Below are 14665 nucleotides of genomic sequence, written 5' to 3'. Positions count from 1 at the left end.
TCAGGTGTAGAGGCGTCCGATGAATGCGTCGACGTTCTCGCGCACCCGTGAGGTCCGCTCTTCCGGCGTCAAGTTCTCGCGGTACCTGTTGCCGAGTGCGGGCGTCTTCTTCCCGCGCGCATACAGCGAGCACAGCAGGTCGGTGCACATGTAGGTGCCGACGGAATTGCCCTTGCGCCCGGACTCGCCGATCTTGCGTGCCGTCATCAGCGACACGTAGCCGCGCGAATGCATCGTCATGCAGACGGTGCACATCTGGGCACGATCCGAGCCACCGGTTTCGTGCCGCAGTGCGACGCCCACGAGCCCGCCGGACTGCGGCACGACGATGTAACTGCGCCCGGCGTACGACGGGTCGGACCAACCGAGGAAATCGAGTTGCTCCCAATCCTTGTCGGCCAGATCGGCCGGAATGCCCATCCGTTTGGTGTCGCCCTTCGAACAGTTCACGAACGACGATCGAATCTCTTTCTCGTCGACAGGTTCCATCTCGGTTCTCCCTAGGTCTTGTTCGGCCAGTTCGCGAGGGCGTGGTGCAGCACGTCGAGCATCTGCACCCACGACTCTTCGGTCGGCCGTGGCGTGTGGCTGAATCCGCCCGCGGACTCCAAGGCGATGAAGCCGTGAAAGAAGCTGCCCAGCAACCGAACAGCATCGGTTTCCGCCGGCTCACCCAAGTCGTACGCGCGAAGCACCGCACGGGACATCTGCGAGTGCCGATGCGCGTCGCTCTTGGCCACCGCATCCGAGTCCAGCTCGAAATTCGTTGCCGCATAACGGCCCGGATGCTCCCGCGCATAGTCGCGATACGCACCGGCGAACGCGACGAGCGCGTCCTTGCCCGCACGCCCGGCCAACGCGTCGGCAACCCGGTCGGCGAGTTCGGCCAACGACGCCACGGCGACGCGCTGTCGCAGATCCCGCAGATTCTTGATGTGCGAGTACAGGCTGGCGTCCTTGACGCCGAACGAGCGCGCCAACGCCAGCACCGTCAGGTTGTCGAAGCCGATGTCGTCGGCCATCTCCGATGCCACCTCGACCAGACGCGTCGCGGTGATCCCTGCCCGTGCCATGCCGACCTCGCCTCGTCCCTAGCCTTTGTGGTCTATTTCCTAGCCACCCTAGGAAGGGTACAGACACGACCGTCCCGCCGCCAACCCAATTACGACGGGGCTACTTCCAGTACGCCTGCGCCTTGATGGACTCCTTGGCCAGGCCACGTTCCTGAACGTCTTGACGATCGACCGGGTCGATCGGGCATCACACGCCACCCAGGCGAAAGTGCCCGGCGTCGGCGTCAGCGACTCGGCCGCCTCCCGAAGCAGACGGCCGTCGTTGACGCGTTCCAGCCAGGTCACCTGATGCGCGTCGCCCGCGTGGACGGGAAGCGTCGTGTCCGACTCGAACTGCCACTCCAGCCACACCCTGGCCGGGGTGTCGCCGATGGCGTCGAGGATGGAGTTGATCGCGGGTAGCGACGCCGTGTCACCGAACAGGACGAACTCCTGCGGCATCGGATTCGGGATCGAGAAGTTCGACGACCCCGCACTCTTCCCGATCACGCTCGCGTCGAGGATGTCCCCGACTTGCGCATTCTCGGCCCACTTCGACGCAGGGCCGTAGTGCAGAGCGAACTCCACAGCGAAGGTGTCGGCCGCGGGATCCTGCCGAACGAGGGTGTACCCGCGTTGACGCTCCTTGCCGGTGCCGTCGTCGAACCAGAGGCGGATCCACTGCGTGGGATGAACCGGATGCGCGGCCAGAACGCCGTCGCCGGAGAACCCGATCCGGATGTACTTGTCCGTGACCGGTTCGACGTACGTGACGGTGAGCTTGTAGTTCTCGGCCCGCCACGCCTTCATGATGATGCCCTCGACCCCTTTACTCATGAGGGCAGGGTAACCTAAGCAGCGACGTAGATGCGTTCCATCGGCCTGGTCCCGTCGGCCATGATCCAGCCGGCCGGCCTCCGGTCGACGAGCGACCATCCCGTGCGTTCGTACAGAGCAATGGCCGCACCGGAGTGCTCGATGACGTCGAGCATCAGCGTCCGTCCGTCGGCATGGTCGCGTATCCGATTCAGCAGCGAGGCCCCGACGGCCAACCCTCGCCCTGATGGCCGCACGAACAGCCGAGACACCCACAGCGCGTCATCGCGTCGAACCAGAAGGGCATGTCCCACAATGTAATTCGCGTCATCGGCCACCCACGCCGCATCGGCCTCGGTCGGCGTCAGCCAGGCGTCGGGATCATCGGGCCACCGGTCGGGATAGCCGTCGGACTCGTGGACCTCGCGTAGAGCGCGGACACACTCGGGGAGATCGGAGTTCTCGCGGGGCCGCACCTGCACCGATACGACGGTACTGGGTCTCGCAGCTCGGACCGAATGTCACCCTCGCTCACTCAGGAAGACCGAATGTCACCCTCGCTCACACAGGTGGACCGAAAAGCCACATTCGGTCCATGACGGGCGCACAAAAAAACTCCCCACCTGCGCGGGGCAGGTGGGGAGCTTTGGCGGTGGCGGAGGGATTTGAACCCTCGGACGGGGGTTACCCGTCACACGCTTTCGAGGCGTGCTCCTTAGGCCGCTCGGACACGCCACCGCGGAAAACTGTACCGCAGTGACGCCCAGACGTTAAATCGCCTGGTCAGACCGGAAATCAGTGTCCGGTCAGCTTGTCCTTGACGGTGGAGGCTGCGTCCTTGATCTTCTCGCCGGCGTCCTTGATGGCAGACGACGCCTGGTCGCCCTTGCCTTCTGCTTCGAGGTCACGGTCGCCGGTAGCCGATCCAGCTGCTTCCTTGGCCTTGCCGCCCAGATCCTCGGCCTTGTTCGAGATCTTGTCGTCGAGTCCCATGATGCCTCCCTGAGGATGTCGATTGCAGAACACGGTGTGTTCCTTGTCGACGGGCTTACCCCCGACCTGGCGCCCGAAACATAAGAGTTTCATGAGCGTCGGCCCTCGAAGAAGTCCAGCAGCAGGCGGGCGCATTCGGTTTCCAGAACTCCGCCCCGAACCTGTGGCCGATGAGTGAGCCGCTGATCACGCACCACATCCCACAGCGAGCCCACCGCGCCCGTCTTGGGTTCCCACGCCCCGAAGACGACCTTGCCGACGCGAGCGAGCACCAGCGCCCCAGCGCACATCGTGCACGGCTCCAGCGTCACCGCGAGCGTGCAGCCTTCGAGTCGCCATCCGTCGCCGTGGACTTTCGCCGCAGCGCGCAGCGCGAGGATCTCGGCGTGCGCGGTCGGGTCACCCGTGCATTCCCGCTCGTTGGCTGCGCGCGCGAGTTCCCGGCCGTCGGCGTCGAAGACCACCGCGCCGATCGGGATGTCGAGTTCGGACGCCTGTTCCGCCGCCGACAGAGCGGCACGAACGTAGTCCTCGTCGGTCACCGAGGTAGCTTGTCCAGGACGGTCGAGAGCTCGTCGGAAAAACCGAGACGCTGCGCGATGGATCCGAGTTGCTCGTCCGGATACAGATCCGTCTCGGCGACGATGATGCCCAGCACCGGTTCCGGCAGCCCCAGATCCGCCAGAAGCGACAGATCACCCTCTTCCCAGGGTTCGATGTCGTCGAGCTCGTCCGGATCGATGTCCGGGATCTCGATGTTCAACGCATCGAGGACGTCGGCGGCGATGTCGTAGTCGATGGCAGCCGTCGCGTCGGAGACGAGCAACCGCGTTCCCGACGGCGCGGGCCGCAGAACGACGAAGAACTCGTCGTCGACGTCGAGTAGCCCGAAGATGGCTCCCGAGCTTCGCATCTCCCGCAGCTCCGTCTCGGCGACCGACAGGGACCCCAACGCCCGCGGGGACAACGGCGTCACCTTCCACTTGCCGTCCTCGCGGACGACGGCGACACCGAAGCCCTCCAGATCGTCGTACGCGCTCGTCTCGGGACCGTCGAACTTCTTCGCCTTGGCGGAGTTGTTCCCGCGCTGTGCAGCCATGCGGGCAACGGTAGTCGCCGAGAGCCCCTGAAATGAAGTCCACCGCGAGAGAACAGGTCGTACCCGTATGCCAACCTGGTGGCGTGACTTCAGCTCCCGTGTGTGTGCTCGGCCTCGGACTCATCGGCGGATCGGTTCTGCAGGCAGCGGTTCGTGCTGGTCGTGACGCGTGGGGCTACAACCGATCGGCCGACGCCATCGCCGGCGCGGCGGAGGCTGGATACGACGTCGGCACCGACCTGGTGGCCGCGCTGGCCCGGGCGGCCGAGAGCGGCGCTCTCATCGTCGTCGGAGTTCCGATGCCCGCCGTCGATTCGATCCTGGCTGCGGTGGCCGAGCATGCGCCGAGCAATCCCGTCACCGACGTCGTCAGCGTCAAGGCGGAGGTGGCCGCCGCCGTCGCGCGACACGGCCTCGCACGCAACTACGTGGGCGGTCATCCCATGGCAGGCACCAACGAGTCGGGATGGCAAGCGGCCGATCCGACTCTGTTCGCCGACGCGGTGTGGGTCGTCGGCGTGGACGACGTCGCCGACCCGGACGTGTGGCGTCAGGTGGCGTCGCTGGCCCTGGATTGCGGATCGGTCGTCGTGCCGGTCGAGAGCACCGAGCACGACCGGGCCGTCGCCCGAATTTCCCATCTGCCGCACCTACTCGCCGAGACGTTGGCGCAAGCCGGGGCGTCGGGAGGCGCGCTGGCCCTGGGCCTGGCCGCCGGGTCGTTTCGCGACGGCACCAGGGTGGCCGCGTCGGCACCCGGTCTCGTGCGAGCCATGTGCGAAGGCAACGCGACGGCGCTGACCGACGTGCTCGACGAGGCGCTCGCGGTCCTCACCCGGGCACGTGCAGAGCTGGCCGACCACCGTTCGACGGAAGCACTGGTGACGGCAGGCCATGCCGCACGAACCGCCTACGAGCAGCACCGACGGTTCGACATCACCGACATCGAACCGGGTGACGACGGCTGGATCGAACGGCTGCGCGAGGCCGGCCGCAAGGGAGGCGTCGTGCGTCAGATGCGCTCGGCGAGCCCGGGGTAGTCGAGTACGAATCCGTCTCCGTCGACGGTGACCGACGAGCTGGACACCGGTGAGAGCACGTGGATGCCGTCGGCGCCGCTGCTGTAGGTCAGGGCTGCTTCCTGGATGCTCAGGTCCAACAGGTTGACGTAGACGACCGGCACCTGCGCCTCGATCGAGTCGGTGCCGAGACCGAGCCGTCGGATGGGCAACGTGTTGAAGAACGGGCTGAAGACGACATCGACGTCGACCGCGCCGTTGTAGGTCGAACGCTGGTGATTCGCAGCGCCCTCGACCATCCAGTAGCCCTCGTTGTCGCGGCTGACCGACGCCTGCTTCTCACCGCCTGCCACGGCTGTGCGCAGAGAAAGCCTGCGGGTCACGCCGTGCTCGTCGGTCACCAGGTCGTATGACGCGCTGAACGCGGGATGATCCGAGCAGGCGCCTCCGATGATGCGACCGGACGCCTTGATGCGGTTACCGCTGAGCTGGACACGCACCGATTCCATGCGGGGCGCTTCGTGCGCTCGCCAGGTCAGGATCGCCGGCCAGGACTGCGTCGACGGTGCGGCCTCGGAATCAACGGTGGCGTCTTCTACACCCGATGTTGGAGTGGTCACTCGACTACGGTAAGCGACGAAGGTACCTCCATACCAAGCGGTGGTGACTTTTCTGGGCGTCCACTCACTAGTGTGGGCTTCGTGACATCCGGCGACTTCGACTTCGCGCACTCCGAGCAGGCCGCCAAGAGCCGACAGGACAAGGCGACGGCCCTCGCCCGGTACATCTGGGAGCGCGGGATCGGCAGCGCGGAACTCCTCGGCGTCGACGACGCGGTACGACGCAAACTGGCCCGCGCAGCCGGGCTGTCTCCTCCGAGCACGATGGAGACCTGGACCATCGCCGCGGACCTACTCGACCGCAAGGACCGGTGGGCGGCACAGAATCCGACGCATCCCGCGGCGACGCCGTCGCACACGGACGAGAAGATCATGTGGGTGAAGCCGCCGATCACTCCCTGGTAGTGCGCCTTCGGCGCGCACGCATGGGCCACCAGAACGCGCGTCCTTCCAGCGCAGACAGACTCGGCACGAGCAGTGGGGCCATCAACAGCGCAGCGATGCACACGCCGATCGCGACACCGAGACCGAGCTCGGCGAGGTTGGCCAGACCCGTCAACGTCAGCGACGCGAACGTCAGCGCCAGAATGATTCCCGACGCAGCCACGGTGGGTGCGTCGTTCACGACGGCCTCCCTCGCCGCATCGCGGGGTTCGCGACCGTTCTGGAACTCCTCGCGAAGGCGGGACGCGATCAAGATGTTGTAATCCGTGCCGATCGCGACGACGAACAGATACAGCACGATGGGGATGGTGAAGTCGATACCGTCGTAGTCGAGGATCTTCAAGAACACCAGGACGACGGCACCCAGCGTCGCCGCAAACGTAAGCGCCACGCAGACAAGTAGATTCAGTGGCGCGAGCACCGCCGTCAGCAACGCCCCGAGGATGATCGCGATGATGACGGCCGCGACCGGGAACACGGTTCGCGTGTCGGCCCGGAGTTGGTCTCGAACATCGACGAACGTCGACGTCTGACCCCCGACCAACACCTCGGTTCCGGGGATCGCTGCACTGTGGGCCGCGTCGCGCACCGGTCCTCGCACCAGATCGAGTGCGGCGTTCGAGTACGGATCCTCGTTCAACACAACGGATATCACTGCTGCCGTGCCGTCCTGACTGATTCGCGGCGGTGCCACCGAGGAGACGCCGTCGACTCCGGTGACGTCGGCAGCCACCGCAGCGAGCACCTGCTGCGAGACAGGACCGCTACCGGTCACGTAGATCTGCGTGGGACTCAGCGCGCCGGCCGGAAACGATTGTCCCAGTGTGTCGAACGCCTCTTGCGACGGGGTGTCGGAGGGTAGTTCACCGAGCGTGTCGTAGGTCGAGGTGTATCCGGACGAGAACACCGCGAGCACGACGAGTACGACACCCACAGCGCCGGCGACGACGGCGGGCCTGCGTGCGATGGTCGTGCCGACGGCCGCGAACGGTGTTGCGTCCCTGGTCTTTCCCGGCCCCCGGGGCCAGAAGAGATGACGCCCGAGCACGGTGAACAACGCCGGGACGAGCGTCAGCGCGGTCACGAGCATGACGGCAACCGCGATGATCAACCCGGGCGCGAGCGTGCTGAGCGACCCTAGCTTGGCGAGCAGCAGCGCCGCGAAGGCGCCGATCACGGTCAACGCCGACGACGCGACGACCTTGCCCACGACGGTCACGGCGAATCGCAATGCCTCTTCGTTCGTTTCACCGCTGCGCAGTCGTTCGCGGTAACGGAACAACAGGAACACCACATAGTCGGTGCCGATCCCGAACAGCACCACGACGAGGATCGATCCCAGCGTCGTGCTCACGTCGAAACCGAACAGGGCAGCGACGTCGGCGGTCAGCGCGGTGACGACCAGAAGCACGACTCCGATGACGAGCACAGGAATGACCGCGATGATCGGGCTTCGGAAGATCGCACCGAGCAACACGAGAATGACGACGACCGTCGCGACGGTGATGATGCGATCCGCACGGTCGTAGGCCGCCGTGGTGTCGACGCCGATCGCCGCGTTACCGGTCAAGCCGCTGACGAGGTCCGTTCCCTGCAGGGCAGTCGACGCGTTGTCACGGACGATCGGGACGGCCGCGTCGACCAGATCGTCGCCGGGCTGACCCGCGAACGACACCTGCAACGCCATGGCCGTGCCGTCCTGCGACAGCGACTGAGGCGTCGCCGTCACACCGACGACGCCCGGAATGTTCTCGCCCTGCAGCGTCGACGCGAGGCCCGACGCGGTCTGCTGGTCGCTCGGCGACAGGGCCGCGCCGTCCGATCGGGTGACGACGAGGCTGCCCGTGGCGCCCGCGACCGTCGGGAAGTACTCGTTTCCTGCCGCCTGCGCCTGAGACGATTCGAACGAACTCGGCAGGAATGTCTGCTGGTTACCCGTCGTGTAATCGCCGAGGCTCGGAGACAGCACGATCGCGGCGAACGCGAGGACAAGCCACACGACGATGACTTTCCACGGGTTCGCGACCACTGTTCTGGCGACGTAGGCGAACATGATTCCCCGCTTTGAGGAGAACACGACCGGCCTGTCCAGGGTAGTGCGGCGGCGCCACCCGTGTGAGCGTAACCGCCGCAGGTCGCGGTCACACCAGACTGTGTTCCCATGCGTCGTGCAGTTCGGCGAAACGCCCGTGTCCGGCGATGAGGTCGGCGGGAGGCCCGTCCTCGACGACGACACCGCCGTCCATGACCAGTACCCGGTCCGCGATCGCGACGGTCGACAACCGGTGCGCGATGATCAGCGCCGTCCGATCACGGAGGACGGTCTCGAGCGCCCGTTGGACGAGCCGTTCGCTGGGGATGTCGAGACTGGACGTTGCCTCGTCGAGCACGATGACCGCGGGTGCTGCCAGGAACACCCGCGCGAACGCGACGAGCTGACGCTGCCCCGCGCTGAGCCTGCCGCCCCTCTTGCGCACGTCGGTGCCGAGGCCGTCCGGCAGAGTGTCGACGAACTCGGTCAGTCCGACGGCGTCGGCCGCGGCGGCCACCTCGGCGTCCGTCGCCGACGGCTTGCCGAGACGGATGTTGTCGGCGATGGTTCCGGAGAACAGGAACGACTCCTGCGTCACCATGACGACGTGTCGACGCAATGTCTCCTCGTCGAGGTTTCGCACGTCGACGCCGTCGAGCATGACGGTGCCTGCGGTCGGATCGTAGAAGCGCGCCAACAGCTTCGCGAGCGTCGACTTCCCGGCGCCGGTGGCACCGACCATCGCGACCACCTGACCCGCGGGCACGTGCAGCGAGAACGTCGGCAGCACGACGCGGCCGGCGTCGTAGGCGAAGTGGACGTCGTCGAAGTCGATCTTCCCCGCGGCCTCGTCGAGCTGCACCGGGTTCGTCGGCGCCTGCACCGACGGCTGTTCCTCGAGCACGCCCGAGATCTTCTCGAGCGCGGCAGCAGCGGACTGGTAGGCGTTGAACACCATGGCGAGTTCGTCCAGCGGCCCGTAGAACCGGCGAAGGTACAGCACGTACGCGGCGAGAATGCCGATGTCCATGTGCCCGTTGATGACTCGATAGCTACCGAACACCAGGATGATGGCCAGCGTGACGTTGCCGATCCATCGCACGATGCCGGTGTAGCTCGCCATGCCACGCAGCGCAGCCGTCGTCGCGTCGCGGTATTCGGTGTCCTCGGCTTTCAGGATCGCGTTGTTGCGTCCCTGACGCCGAAACACCTGCACCGCACGGATTCCGCCCATCGACTCGACGAAGTGCACGACGACCTTCGCGATCGCCACCCGCGTGCGTCGGTAACCGGTGCGTTGCCGTCGTTGCGACCATCGCGTCACCCACACGAGCGGTACGAAACCGGCGAGGACGATCAACCCCAGCGGCACATCGAGATACACGAGGATGATCGCGATGCTGACGATCGACAGGATGGCGGTCAACGCGTCGTTCAACGCACTTTCGAGCAGCGTCTGCAGCGACTCGACATCGCTCGTCAGTCGCGAGATCAAGCGTCCCGACGTGTACTTCTCGTGGAACGACAGGCTCAGCTTCTGGGCATGGTCGAACACCCGCTTGCGCAGGTCGAACAGGATGGCCTGGCTGAGTCGACCCGACACCATGAGGAACGTGTAGGTCGTGATCGAGCCGAGGATTCCGAATGCGATGTATCCGAACACCGTCCACGCCAACGGGACCCAGTTTCCATCGGTCGCCGACGAGATCCCGTGGTCCAACGCGTAGGCGATGAACAGCGGCCCCGCAACGAACACGAGGTTGTCGACGAGGATGATCGCGATCGCCAGCAGCGCCTGCGTGCGGTACGGGCGCATTAGCGACATCAGCAGTCGCCGAGACCGTCCGGCCAGGATCAGGTTACCGGTGGAATCGACGTCGGAATCCTCGTTTCCTACTCCGCGCCAGTCCTTGTCGTCCGTAGCCTTCTGCTCAGCCATCGATCGACCCCATCACGTGGCGGTACTTCGACGACGTCGCCAGAAGGCGCTCGTGCGTACCCTGCTCCACGATTCTCCCGTTCTCCAGATGAAGCACTCGGTCCGCCAGTGCGGCGGTGGACGGCCGGTGTGCGACCAGCATCGTCGTCGAGTGCGTCAGGACGCGTCGCAAATTCTCTTGCACCCGTTCCTCGGTCGAGACGTCGAGAGCCGACAGCGGATCGTCGAGCACCAGAATCCGAGGCCGGCCGAGCACCGCACGCGCAAGCGCCAGGCGTTGACGCTGTCCGCCGGACAGACTCATGCCCTGTTCGCCGATGCGCGTATCGAGGCCCCACGGCAACGTCTCGACGAAATCCCGTGCGTGCGCGACGGTCAACGCCTCCTCGACGTCCGCATCCGATGCATCCGGTCGACCCAGCGTGACGTTCTCGCGCACACTCGCCGAGAACAACACCGGCTCTTCGAACGCCACCGACACCACCGACCGCAGGCCTGCCAAAGACAGTGTGCGAATGTCGATCCCGTCGATCGTCACCGCGCCGCCCGTGACATCGAACAAGCGCGGCACCAGGTTGGTCAGTGCCGTCTTCCCGCTGCCGGTCACGCCGACGAGCGCAACGGTCTCCCCCGGCTCGACGCGGAAATCGACACCCGACAGCAGTGGGGCCTGCGCGTCGGGGAACGTGAAATCGACGTCGTGAAAGGCGAGTTCACCGCGGAGCGGGCTCGGTAATGTCGTCGGCGCGATCGGCTCCTGGATCGTCTCGGGAGTGTCCATGATCTCCCAGTACCGATCCGCGGCGGTGCGCGCATTGTTGAGCTCGGCCAGCAGGTATCCGAACGCTTCGATCGGCCACAGCAGGAACGCGACGATGGCCATGGCCGCGATCAGCGTTCCTGCCGTCATCGTGCCCTGTACGACGGAATACGTTCCGAAACCCAGCATCACGCCGATTCCGACCGGCGGCAGACCCACGATGAGCGACCACAGAATTGCGAGGTACCAGACCTTCTTCAACTCGGTGCCGCGCAGTGTGGTCGCCTCACGCAGAAACCGTCGACCCAGATGTGCGCTGCGGCCGAACGCTTTCAGGACACGGATGCCCTGAATGGATTCCTCCACGGTCGTCGTGACGTCGCCCGCCTGGTCCTGCGAATCACGCGCGGCGACGCGGTAGAGCGACTCGAAACGGGTGCAGATGATCATGAGCGGCACGGCCGTCACCAGCATGATGACGCCGAGTTGCCACGCTGCCGCGAACAGAACACCGAGTCCGACGACGAGGGTGACCGCGTTGATGATGATGAACGGACCGACGAATGCCACGAATCGTCGCAACAGCGACAGGTCCGCGATGGCGCGCGACAGCAACTGTCCCGATTCCCACCCTTCGTGGGCCGATACCGAGAGGCGCTGCAGTTTCTCGAATACCGTTGCCCGAGCATCGATCTCGAATTGACTGGACGGACCCGAGACCAGGTACCGTCGCACCCAGATACCGACTGCGTCGATCGTTCCGAGCAGCAGGACGAGAGTCGCAGGCCACCAGACGCCGCCGAAGTCGCCGTCGGTGATCGGCCCGTCGATGACGGACTGCATCACGAGCGGGATAGCGAGGCCGGTCAGCGTCGCGATGAGGGACACCACGACCGACCCGACGTAGTACCACTTGAACGGGGCGATGAACGGGTGGAAGCGCGCCAGGGAGCTACGTTCGTTCTGCCGCGAGTTCGGCCGTCCCACGATGGTCGTCTGCTCTTCGAGTACACCGGTGGACACGTCGATTCCCCTTACTGCTCGCCCGAAGAATGCTGTCACTCGGCGGCCTTGAAGCCAACCGATTTTTCGGCCGCCGCATTCCATCCTGGAACCTGAAGCAATGTCGAGGTCAAGGGCTCGTACCGTGTGTCGGCAAAACCTGTCGGAGTTCTCGAGTAACGTTCTCACCGAGTTTCGGGTGTTCTAGAGAAGGGTGCGGCGTGGGTTCGCGATCGATGGTCGGGCTGTTCGCCGGGATCGGCGGGCTCGAGTTGGGCCTCTCGGAGCAGGGCTGGTCGACGGAACTGCTGTGTGAGATCGATCCGGGCGCCGGCGCCGTACTCGGAACACACTTCCCCGACGTTCCGCTGCATCGCGACGTCACCAAGCTGCGCGCTCTCCCGTCGGGCACCGAACTGGTCGCAGCCGGTTTTCCGTGCCAGGACCTGTCGCAGGCCGGCCGCACGGCCGGCATCACCGGTGAGCGATCGGGACTCGTCGACGAGGTGTTTCGGCTCGTCAAGCGTCGTAGCGGCCCGCGCTGGCTGCTCATCGAGAACGTTCCGTTCATGCTGCAACTCGGCCGCGGCGCCGCCATGCGCCACATCACCGACGCCCTGTCCCAGCTCGGCTACATGTGGGCATATCGCGTCGTCGACGCACGGTCGTTCGGTCTGCCGCAGCGTCGTCAGCGGGTCATCATGCTGGCGTCCCGTACCGAGGATCCGCGCGGTGTGCTCTTCTCCCAGGACGAGGGCCCGATGCCGGAGGGCGATCCCAGCGAGCAACCATGTGGCTTCTACTGGACCGAGGGCACCCGCGGCCTGGGATGGGCGATCAACGCCGTTCCGACGCTCAAGGGCGGGTCGTCGCTCGGCATCGCGAGTCCCCCCGCGGTGCGCCTGCCGTCCGGCGAGATCGTCACGCCGGGCATCGTCGGCGCCGAGAGGTTGCAAGGGTTCGATCCCGACTGGACTGCGCCTGCTCTGAACTTGCCCGGGGTTCGCGCCGGACATCGATGGAAGCTCGTCGGCAACGCGGTGTCCGTGCGTATGGCGTCGTGGGTCGCCGCGCAGCTCGAGCATCCCCTGGGGCACGACGAGTCCGACGACCTCGAAATTCTTCCCGGCCAGGCCTGGCCGACGGCTGCCTGGGGCCGTGGCGGGTCGGCCTACCGCGTCGAGCGGTCCACGTGGCCGGTCCACGAGCCGTACGAGAACTTGAGCGAGTTTCTCGACGACTCGCAACTGCTGTCCGCACGCGCGACGGCCGGGTTCCTCAAACGCGCCCGCATGGGCAATCTGCGCTTCGTCCCCGGCTTTCTCGACGACGTCGAATCCCACCTCGACCGCATGGGCGGCTTCCCCAGCCCGCGAGCCGCATGACCGACCATCTGTTCCCCGATCCACCCGCACTGCTGCGGCCGTTGGCGTTGGCAGGCGACAAGCCCGCGCCCGACGCCGACCGCAGCGACAAGAAGAACTACGCGCAGCGACTGTCGAACCACCTCGCGCAGACGGTCGCCGACGCGTTGCGGCCGCACTACCCGAACATCACGCCCGATGCGATGGGCGTCGGGCAGGAGGCGCAGGTCGACGTCGCCAAGGGGCGCAAGCGACTCGACGTCAAGGCGCTCGACCCGACGCTCGGTCTGATCCTGTGCGTGTCGATCAAGACGTACAGTTTCCGCGATTTCAGTCCTCGCACCGGCAAGTTCGGTCGCTGGACCAAGAACATCGTGCGCAACGATCACGAGCTGCGTGGCGAGGCGATGGTGTTGCATCAGCGTCAGCCGTACAGCGTGCTCGTCGCCGTCATGTTCGAGCCGTTCGCCACGTGCGACGACGGCGACCCGTCGAAGGCCAGCGACATCGGCAAGTCGTCGTTCGCGCATCACGTGACGACGCTGTCCAAACGATCGGGCCGCGGTAAGCGTGCCGTCGTCGGCGGGACGAGTCGGATGTGGGTGGACCTGGGCGCCGAGGACACGCGATACGACCTGTTCGAGAAGGTGTTCGTGGGGTTGTACGAGACCGACGGCCCCGACCGCGGCGAGGTCCGGTTCTTCGACGTCGACGAATCACCTCCACGCAACGGACGGCCCACCGAGGCGCAGACACTGTCGTTCGACGAGTTCGTCGCCGTCGTGCACGGGGAGGTCGAGCGGCGGAACAAGTTCGCGCCCACCTGGTCCGAGCCGGAGGACAGTGAGGACGGCTAGCTCCTTCGGCATCGATGGACCATTCATACGAATAGATAGCTTGGGTGCGCCATTCATGCAGCGCCAGTAGGCTCGATGAGGTGTCCAAGCCGCTGACCGATGCCGCGACGTCCGCGCGTCTCAGCAAGCAGCGTCGACGCGACACGAAGCCGGAGATCGCGCTGCGTCGCGAACTGCACCGTCGCGGGCTGCGATATTTCGTCGACCGCGCACCGGTGAAAGGCATGAGGCGTCGGGCAGATGTGGTGTTTCCGCGTCGCAAGCTCGCGGTGTACGTCGACGGCTGCTTCTGGCACAGCTGCCCGGTGCACGCGACGAAGCCCCGCAACAATGCGCAGTGGTGGGCCGACAAATTGGCCGCCAACGTCGCTCGCGACCGCAACACCGACGAGCGTCTCGACGCCGAGGGCTGGACGGTCGTGCGGGTGTGGGAGCACGAATCGGCCGTCGACGCGGCAGACAAGGTGGAGTCGGCGTTGCGGGATGGTGATTCCTGACGTGCGGCATCCGGGCTTTGGGCGCACCCGGCTTTCGGAGCGAAGGTGACATCCGGTCACTCTGAGTGACCAAAGGACGCCCTCGGTCGGCCCGGGCGGCCCCCGGGCTTTCGGACCGAAGGTGACATCCAGTCACTCTGAGTGAGCACGGGACGCCCTCGGTCGATCCCC

Annotated in this window: 16 protein-coding genes and 1 tRNA gene; 5 read left to right on the top strand and 12 right to left on the bottom strand. The window is 65.9% G+C overall.

Annotation, left to right across the window (positions count from 1 at the left end):
* From RhoFasB10_RS22035 to RhoFasB10_RS22000, 8 genes are all read right to left on the bottom strand, one after another.
* A complete protein-coding gene (locus RhoFasB10_RS22035; protein ID WP_068423616.1) occupies positions 1-489 on the bottom strand; it encodes an FBP domain-containing protein in 489 nt (162 codons plus the stop codon).
* Positions 490-500: 11 nt separating this feature from the next.
* Positions 501-1073, bottom strand: coding sequence for a TetR/AcrR family transcriptional regulator (locus RhoFasB10_RS22030; protein ID WP_167678545.1), 573 nt, complete (start codon positions 1071-1073; stop codon positions 501-503).
* Between the two features lie 48 nt (positions 1074-1121).
* The gene (locus tag RhoFasB10_RS22025) at positions 1122-1889 is read right to left on the bottom strand and encodes a siderophore-interacting protein (protein WP_346764461.1); all 768 of its coding nucleotides are present in this window, start codon (positions 1887-1889) and stop codon (positions 1122-1124) included.
* Between the two features lie 14 nt (positions 1890-1903).
* Positions 1904-2350, bottom strand: coding sequence for a GNAT family N-acetyltransferase (locus tag RhoFasB10_RS22020; RefSeq protein ID WP_167678543.1), 447 nt, complete (start codon positions 2348-2350; stop codon positions 1904-1906).
* A 165-nt stretch (positions 2351-2515) separates the two neighbouring features.
* A tRNA-Ser gene (locus RhoFasB10_RS22015) sits at positions 2516-2606 on the bottom strand.
* Positions 2607-2663: 57 nt separating this feature from the next.
* Positions 2664-2861 (bottom strand): CsbD family protein, encoded by a 198-nt coding sequence (locus tag RhoFasB10_RS22010; protein ID WP_068423671.1) that lies wholly within the window; start codon positions 2859-2861, stop codon positions 2664-2666.
* 89 nt (positions 2862-2950) lie between these two features.
* Positions 2951-3403, bottom strand: coding sequence for a nucleoside deaminase (locus RhoFasB10_RS22005; protein ID WP_167678541.1), 453 nt, complete (start codon positions 3401-3403; stop codon positions 2951-2953).
* Positions 3400-3960, bottom strand: coding sequence for a tRNA adenosine deaminase-associated protein (locus tag RhoFasB10_RS22000; protein WP_068423627.1), 561 nt, complete (start codon positions 3958-3960; stop codon positions 3400-3402). Before RhoFasB10_RS22000 ends, RhoFasB10_RS22005 begins: the two co-directional genes overlap by 4 nt.
* 32 nt (positions 3961-3992) lie before the next feature.
* Between RhoFasB10_RS22000 and RhoFasB10_RS21995 the strand changes: the two genes are divergently transcribed.
* A complete protein-coding gene (locus RhoFasB10_RS21995; RefSeq protein WP_167678539.1) occupies positions 3993-5000 on the top strand; it encodes a prephenate dehydrogenase in 1008 nt (335 codons plus the stop codon).
* Here RhoFasB10_RS21995 and RhoFasB10_RS21990 read toward each other — a convergent pair.
* Complete coding sequence (locus RhoFasB10_RS21990) at positions 4973-5488, bottom strand: putative glycolipid-binding domain-containing protein (protein ID WP_068423632.1); 516 nt, start codon at positions 5486-5488, stop codon at positions 4973-4975. The genes RhoFasB10_RS21995 and RhoFasB10_RS21990 overlap by 28 nt on opposite strands.
* 192 nt (positions 5489-5680) lie before the next feature.
* Here RhoFasB10_RS21990 and RhoFasB10_RS21985 point away from each other — a divergent pair, with 192 nt between their 5' ends.
* On the top strand, positions 5681-6004 hold the full coding sequence (locus RhoFasB10_RS21985) for a hypothetical protein (RefSeq protein ID WP_346764460.1): 324 nt from the start codon (positions 5681-5683) through the stop codon (positions 6002-6004).
* On the opposite strand, the gene RhoFasB10_RS21980 is transcribed toward RhoFasB10_RS21985, so the two are convergent.
* The 3 genes from RhoFasB10_RS21980 to RhoFasB10_RS21970 form a co-directional block, all read right to left on the bottom strand.
* Positions 5991-8096 (bottom strand): MMPL family transporter, encoded by a 2106-nt coding sequence (locus tag RhoFasB10_RS21980; protein WP_206031221.1) that lies wholly within the window; start codon positions 8094-8096, stop codon positions 5991-5993. The two genes, RhoFasB10_RS21985 and RhoFasB10_RS21980, sit on opposite strands and share 14 nt — an antisense overlap.
* Before the next feature lie 88 nt (positions 8097-8184).
* Positions 8185-10014, bottom strand: a complete 1830-nt coding sequence (locus tag RhoFasB10_RS21975) for an ABC transporter ATP-binding protein (RefSeq protein ID WP_167678535.1) — start codon at positions 10012-10014, stop codon at positions 8185-8187.
* On the bottom strand, positions 10007-11797 hold the full coding sequence (locus RhoFasB10_RS21970) for an ABC transporter ATP-binding protein (RefSeq protein WP_167678534.1): 1791 nt from the start codon (positions 11795-11797) through the stop codon (positions 10007-10009). The genes RhoFasB10_RS21975 and RhoFasB10_RS21970 overlap by 8 nt, the downstream gene beginning before the upstream one ends.
* Before the next feature lie 215 nt (positions 11798-12012).
* Here RhoFasB10_RS21970 and dcm point away from each other — a divergent pair, with 215 nt between their 5' ends.
* The 3 genes from dcm (at position 12013) to RhoFasB10_RS21955 (ending at position 14494) form a co-directional block, all read left to right on the top strand.
* The gene (dcm, locus tag RhoFasB10_RS21965) at positions 12013-13161 is read left to right on the top strand and encodes a DNA (cytosine-5-)-methyltransferase (RefSeq protein ID WP_167678587.1); all 1149 of its coding nucleotides are present in this window, start codon (positions 12013-12015) and stop codon (positions 13159-13161) included.
* Positions 13158-13997, top strand: a complete 840-nt coding sequence (locus RhoFasB10_RS21960) for a hypothetical protein (protein WP_068423637.1) — start codon at positions 13158-13160, stop codon at positions 13995-13997. Before dcm ends, RhoFasB10_RS21960 begins: the two co-directional genes overlap by 4 nt.
* Positions 13998-14077: 80 nt before the next feature.
* Complete coding sequence (locus RhoFasB10_RS21955; RefSeq protein WP_167678533.1) at positions 14078-14494, top strand: very short patch repair endonuclease; 417 nt, start codon at positions 14078-14080, stop codon at positions 14492-14494.
* The last annotated feature ends 171 nt before the right edge of the window (positions 14495-14665 follow it).

Origin of the sequence: Rhodococcus sp. B10 (assembly GCF_011770055.1) — a bacterium.
GTDB lineage: Bacteria > Actinomycetota > Actinomycetes > Mycobacteriales > Mycobacteriaceae > Rhodococcoides > Rhodococcoides kyotonensis_B.
Note: the sequence above shows the minus strand (reverse complement) of the source record. Positions and strands in the feature narration are given on the sequence as shown.

What these genes read in the sequence shown, in the direction of transcription:
- RhoFasB10_RS22035 (WP_068423616.1), bottom strand. Translation starts at nt 489, where the DNA reads ATGGAACCTGTCGACGAGAAAGAGATTCGATCGTCGTTCGTGAACTGT.
- RhoFasB10_RS22030 (WP_167678545.1), bottom strand. Translation starts at nt 1,073, where the DNA reads ATGGCACGGGCAGGGATCACCGCGACGCGTCTGGTCGAGGTGGCATCG.
- RhoFasB10_RS22025 (WP_346764461.1), bottom strand. Translation starts at nt 1,889, where the DNA reads ATGAGTAAAGGGGTCGAGGGCATCATCATGAAGGCGTGGCGGGCCGAG.
- RhoFasB10_RS22010 (WP_068423671.1), bottom strand. Translation starts at nt 2,861, where the DNA reads ATGGGACTCGACGACAAGATCTCGAACAAGGCCGAGGATCTGGGCGGC.
- RhoFasB10_RS22000 (WP_068423627.1), bottom strand. Translation starts at nt 3,960, where the DNA reads ATGGCTGCACAGCGCGGGAACAACTCCGCCAAGGCGAAGAAGTTCGAC.
- RhoFasB10_RS21995 (WP_167678539.1), top strand. Translation starts at nt 3,993, where the DNA reads ATGAAGTCCACCGCGAGAGAACAGGTCGTACCCGTATGCCAACCTGGT.
- RhoFasB10_RS21990 (WP_068423632.1), bottom strand. Translation starts at nt 5,488, where the DNA reads ATGGAATCGGTGCGTGTCCAGCTCAGCGGTAACCGCATCAAGGCGTCC.
- RhoFasB10_RS21980 (WP_206031221.1), bottom strand. Translation starts at nt 8,096, where the DNA reads ATGTTCGCCTACGTCGCCAGAACAGTGGTCGCGAACCCGTGGAAAGTC.
- RhoFasB10_RS21975 (WP_167678535.1), bottom strand. Translation starts at nt 10,014, where the DNA reads ATGGCTGAGCAGAAGGCTACGGACGACAAGGACTGGCGCGGAGTAGGA.
- dcm (WP_167678587.1), top strand. Translation starts at nt 12,013, where the DNA reads ATGGTCGGGCTGTTCGCCGGGATCGGCGGGCTCGAGTTGGGCCTCTCG.
- RhoFasB10_RS21960 (WP_068423637.1), top strand. Translation starts at nt 13,158, where the DNA reads ATGACCGACCATCTGTTCCCCGATCCACCCGCACTGCTGCGGCCGTTG.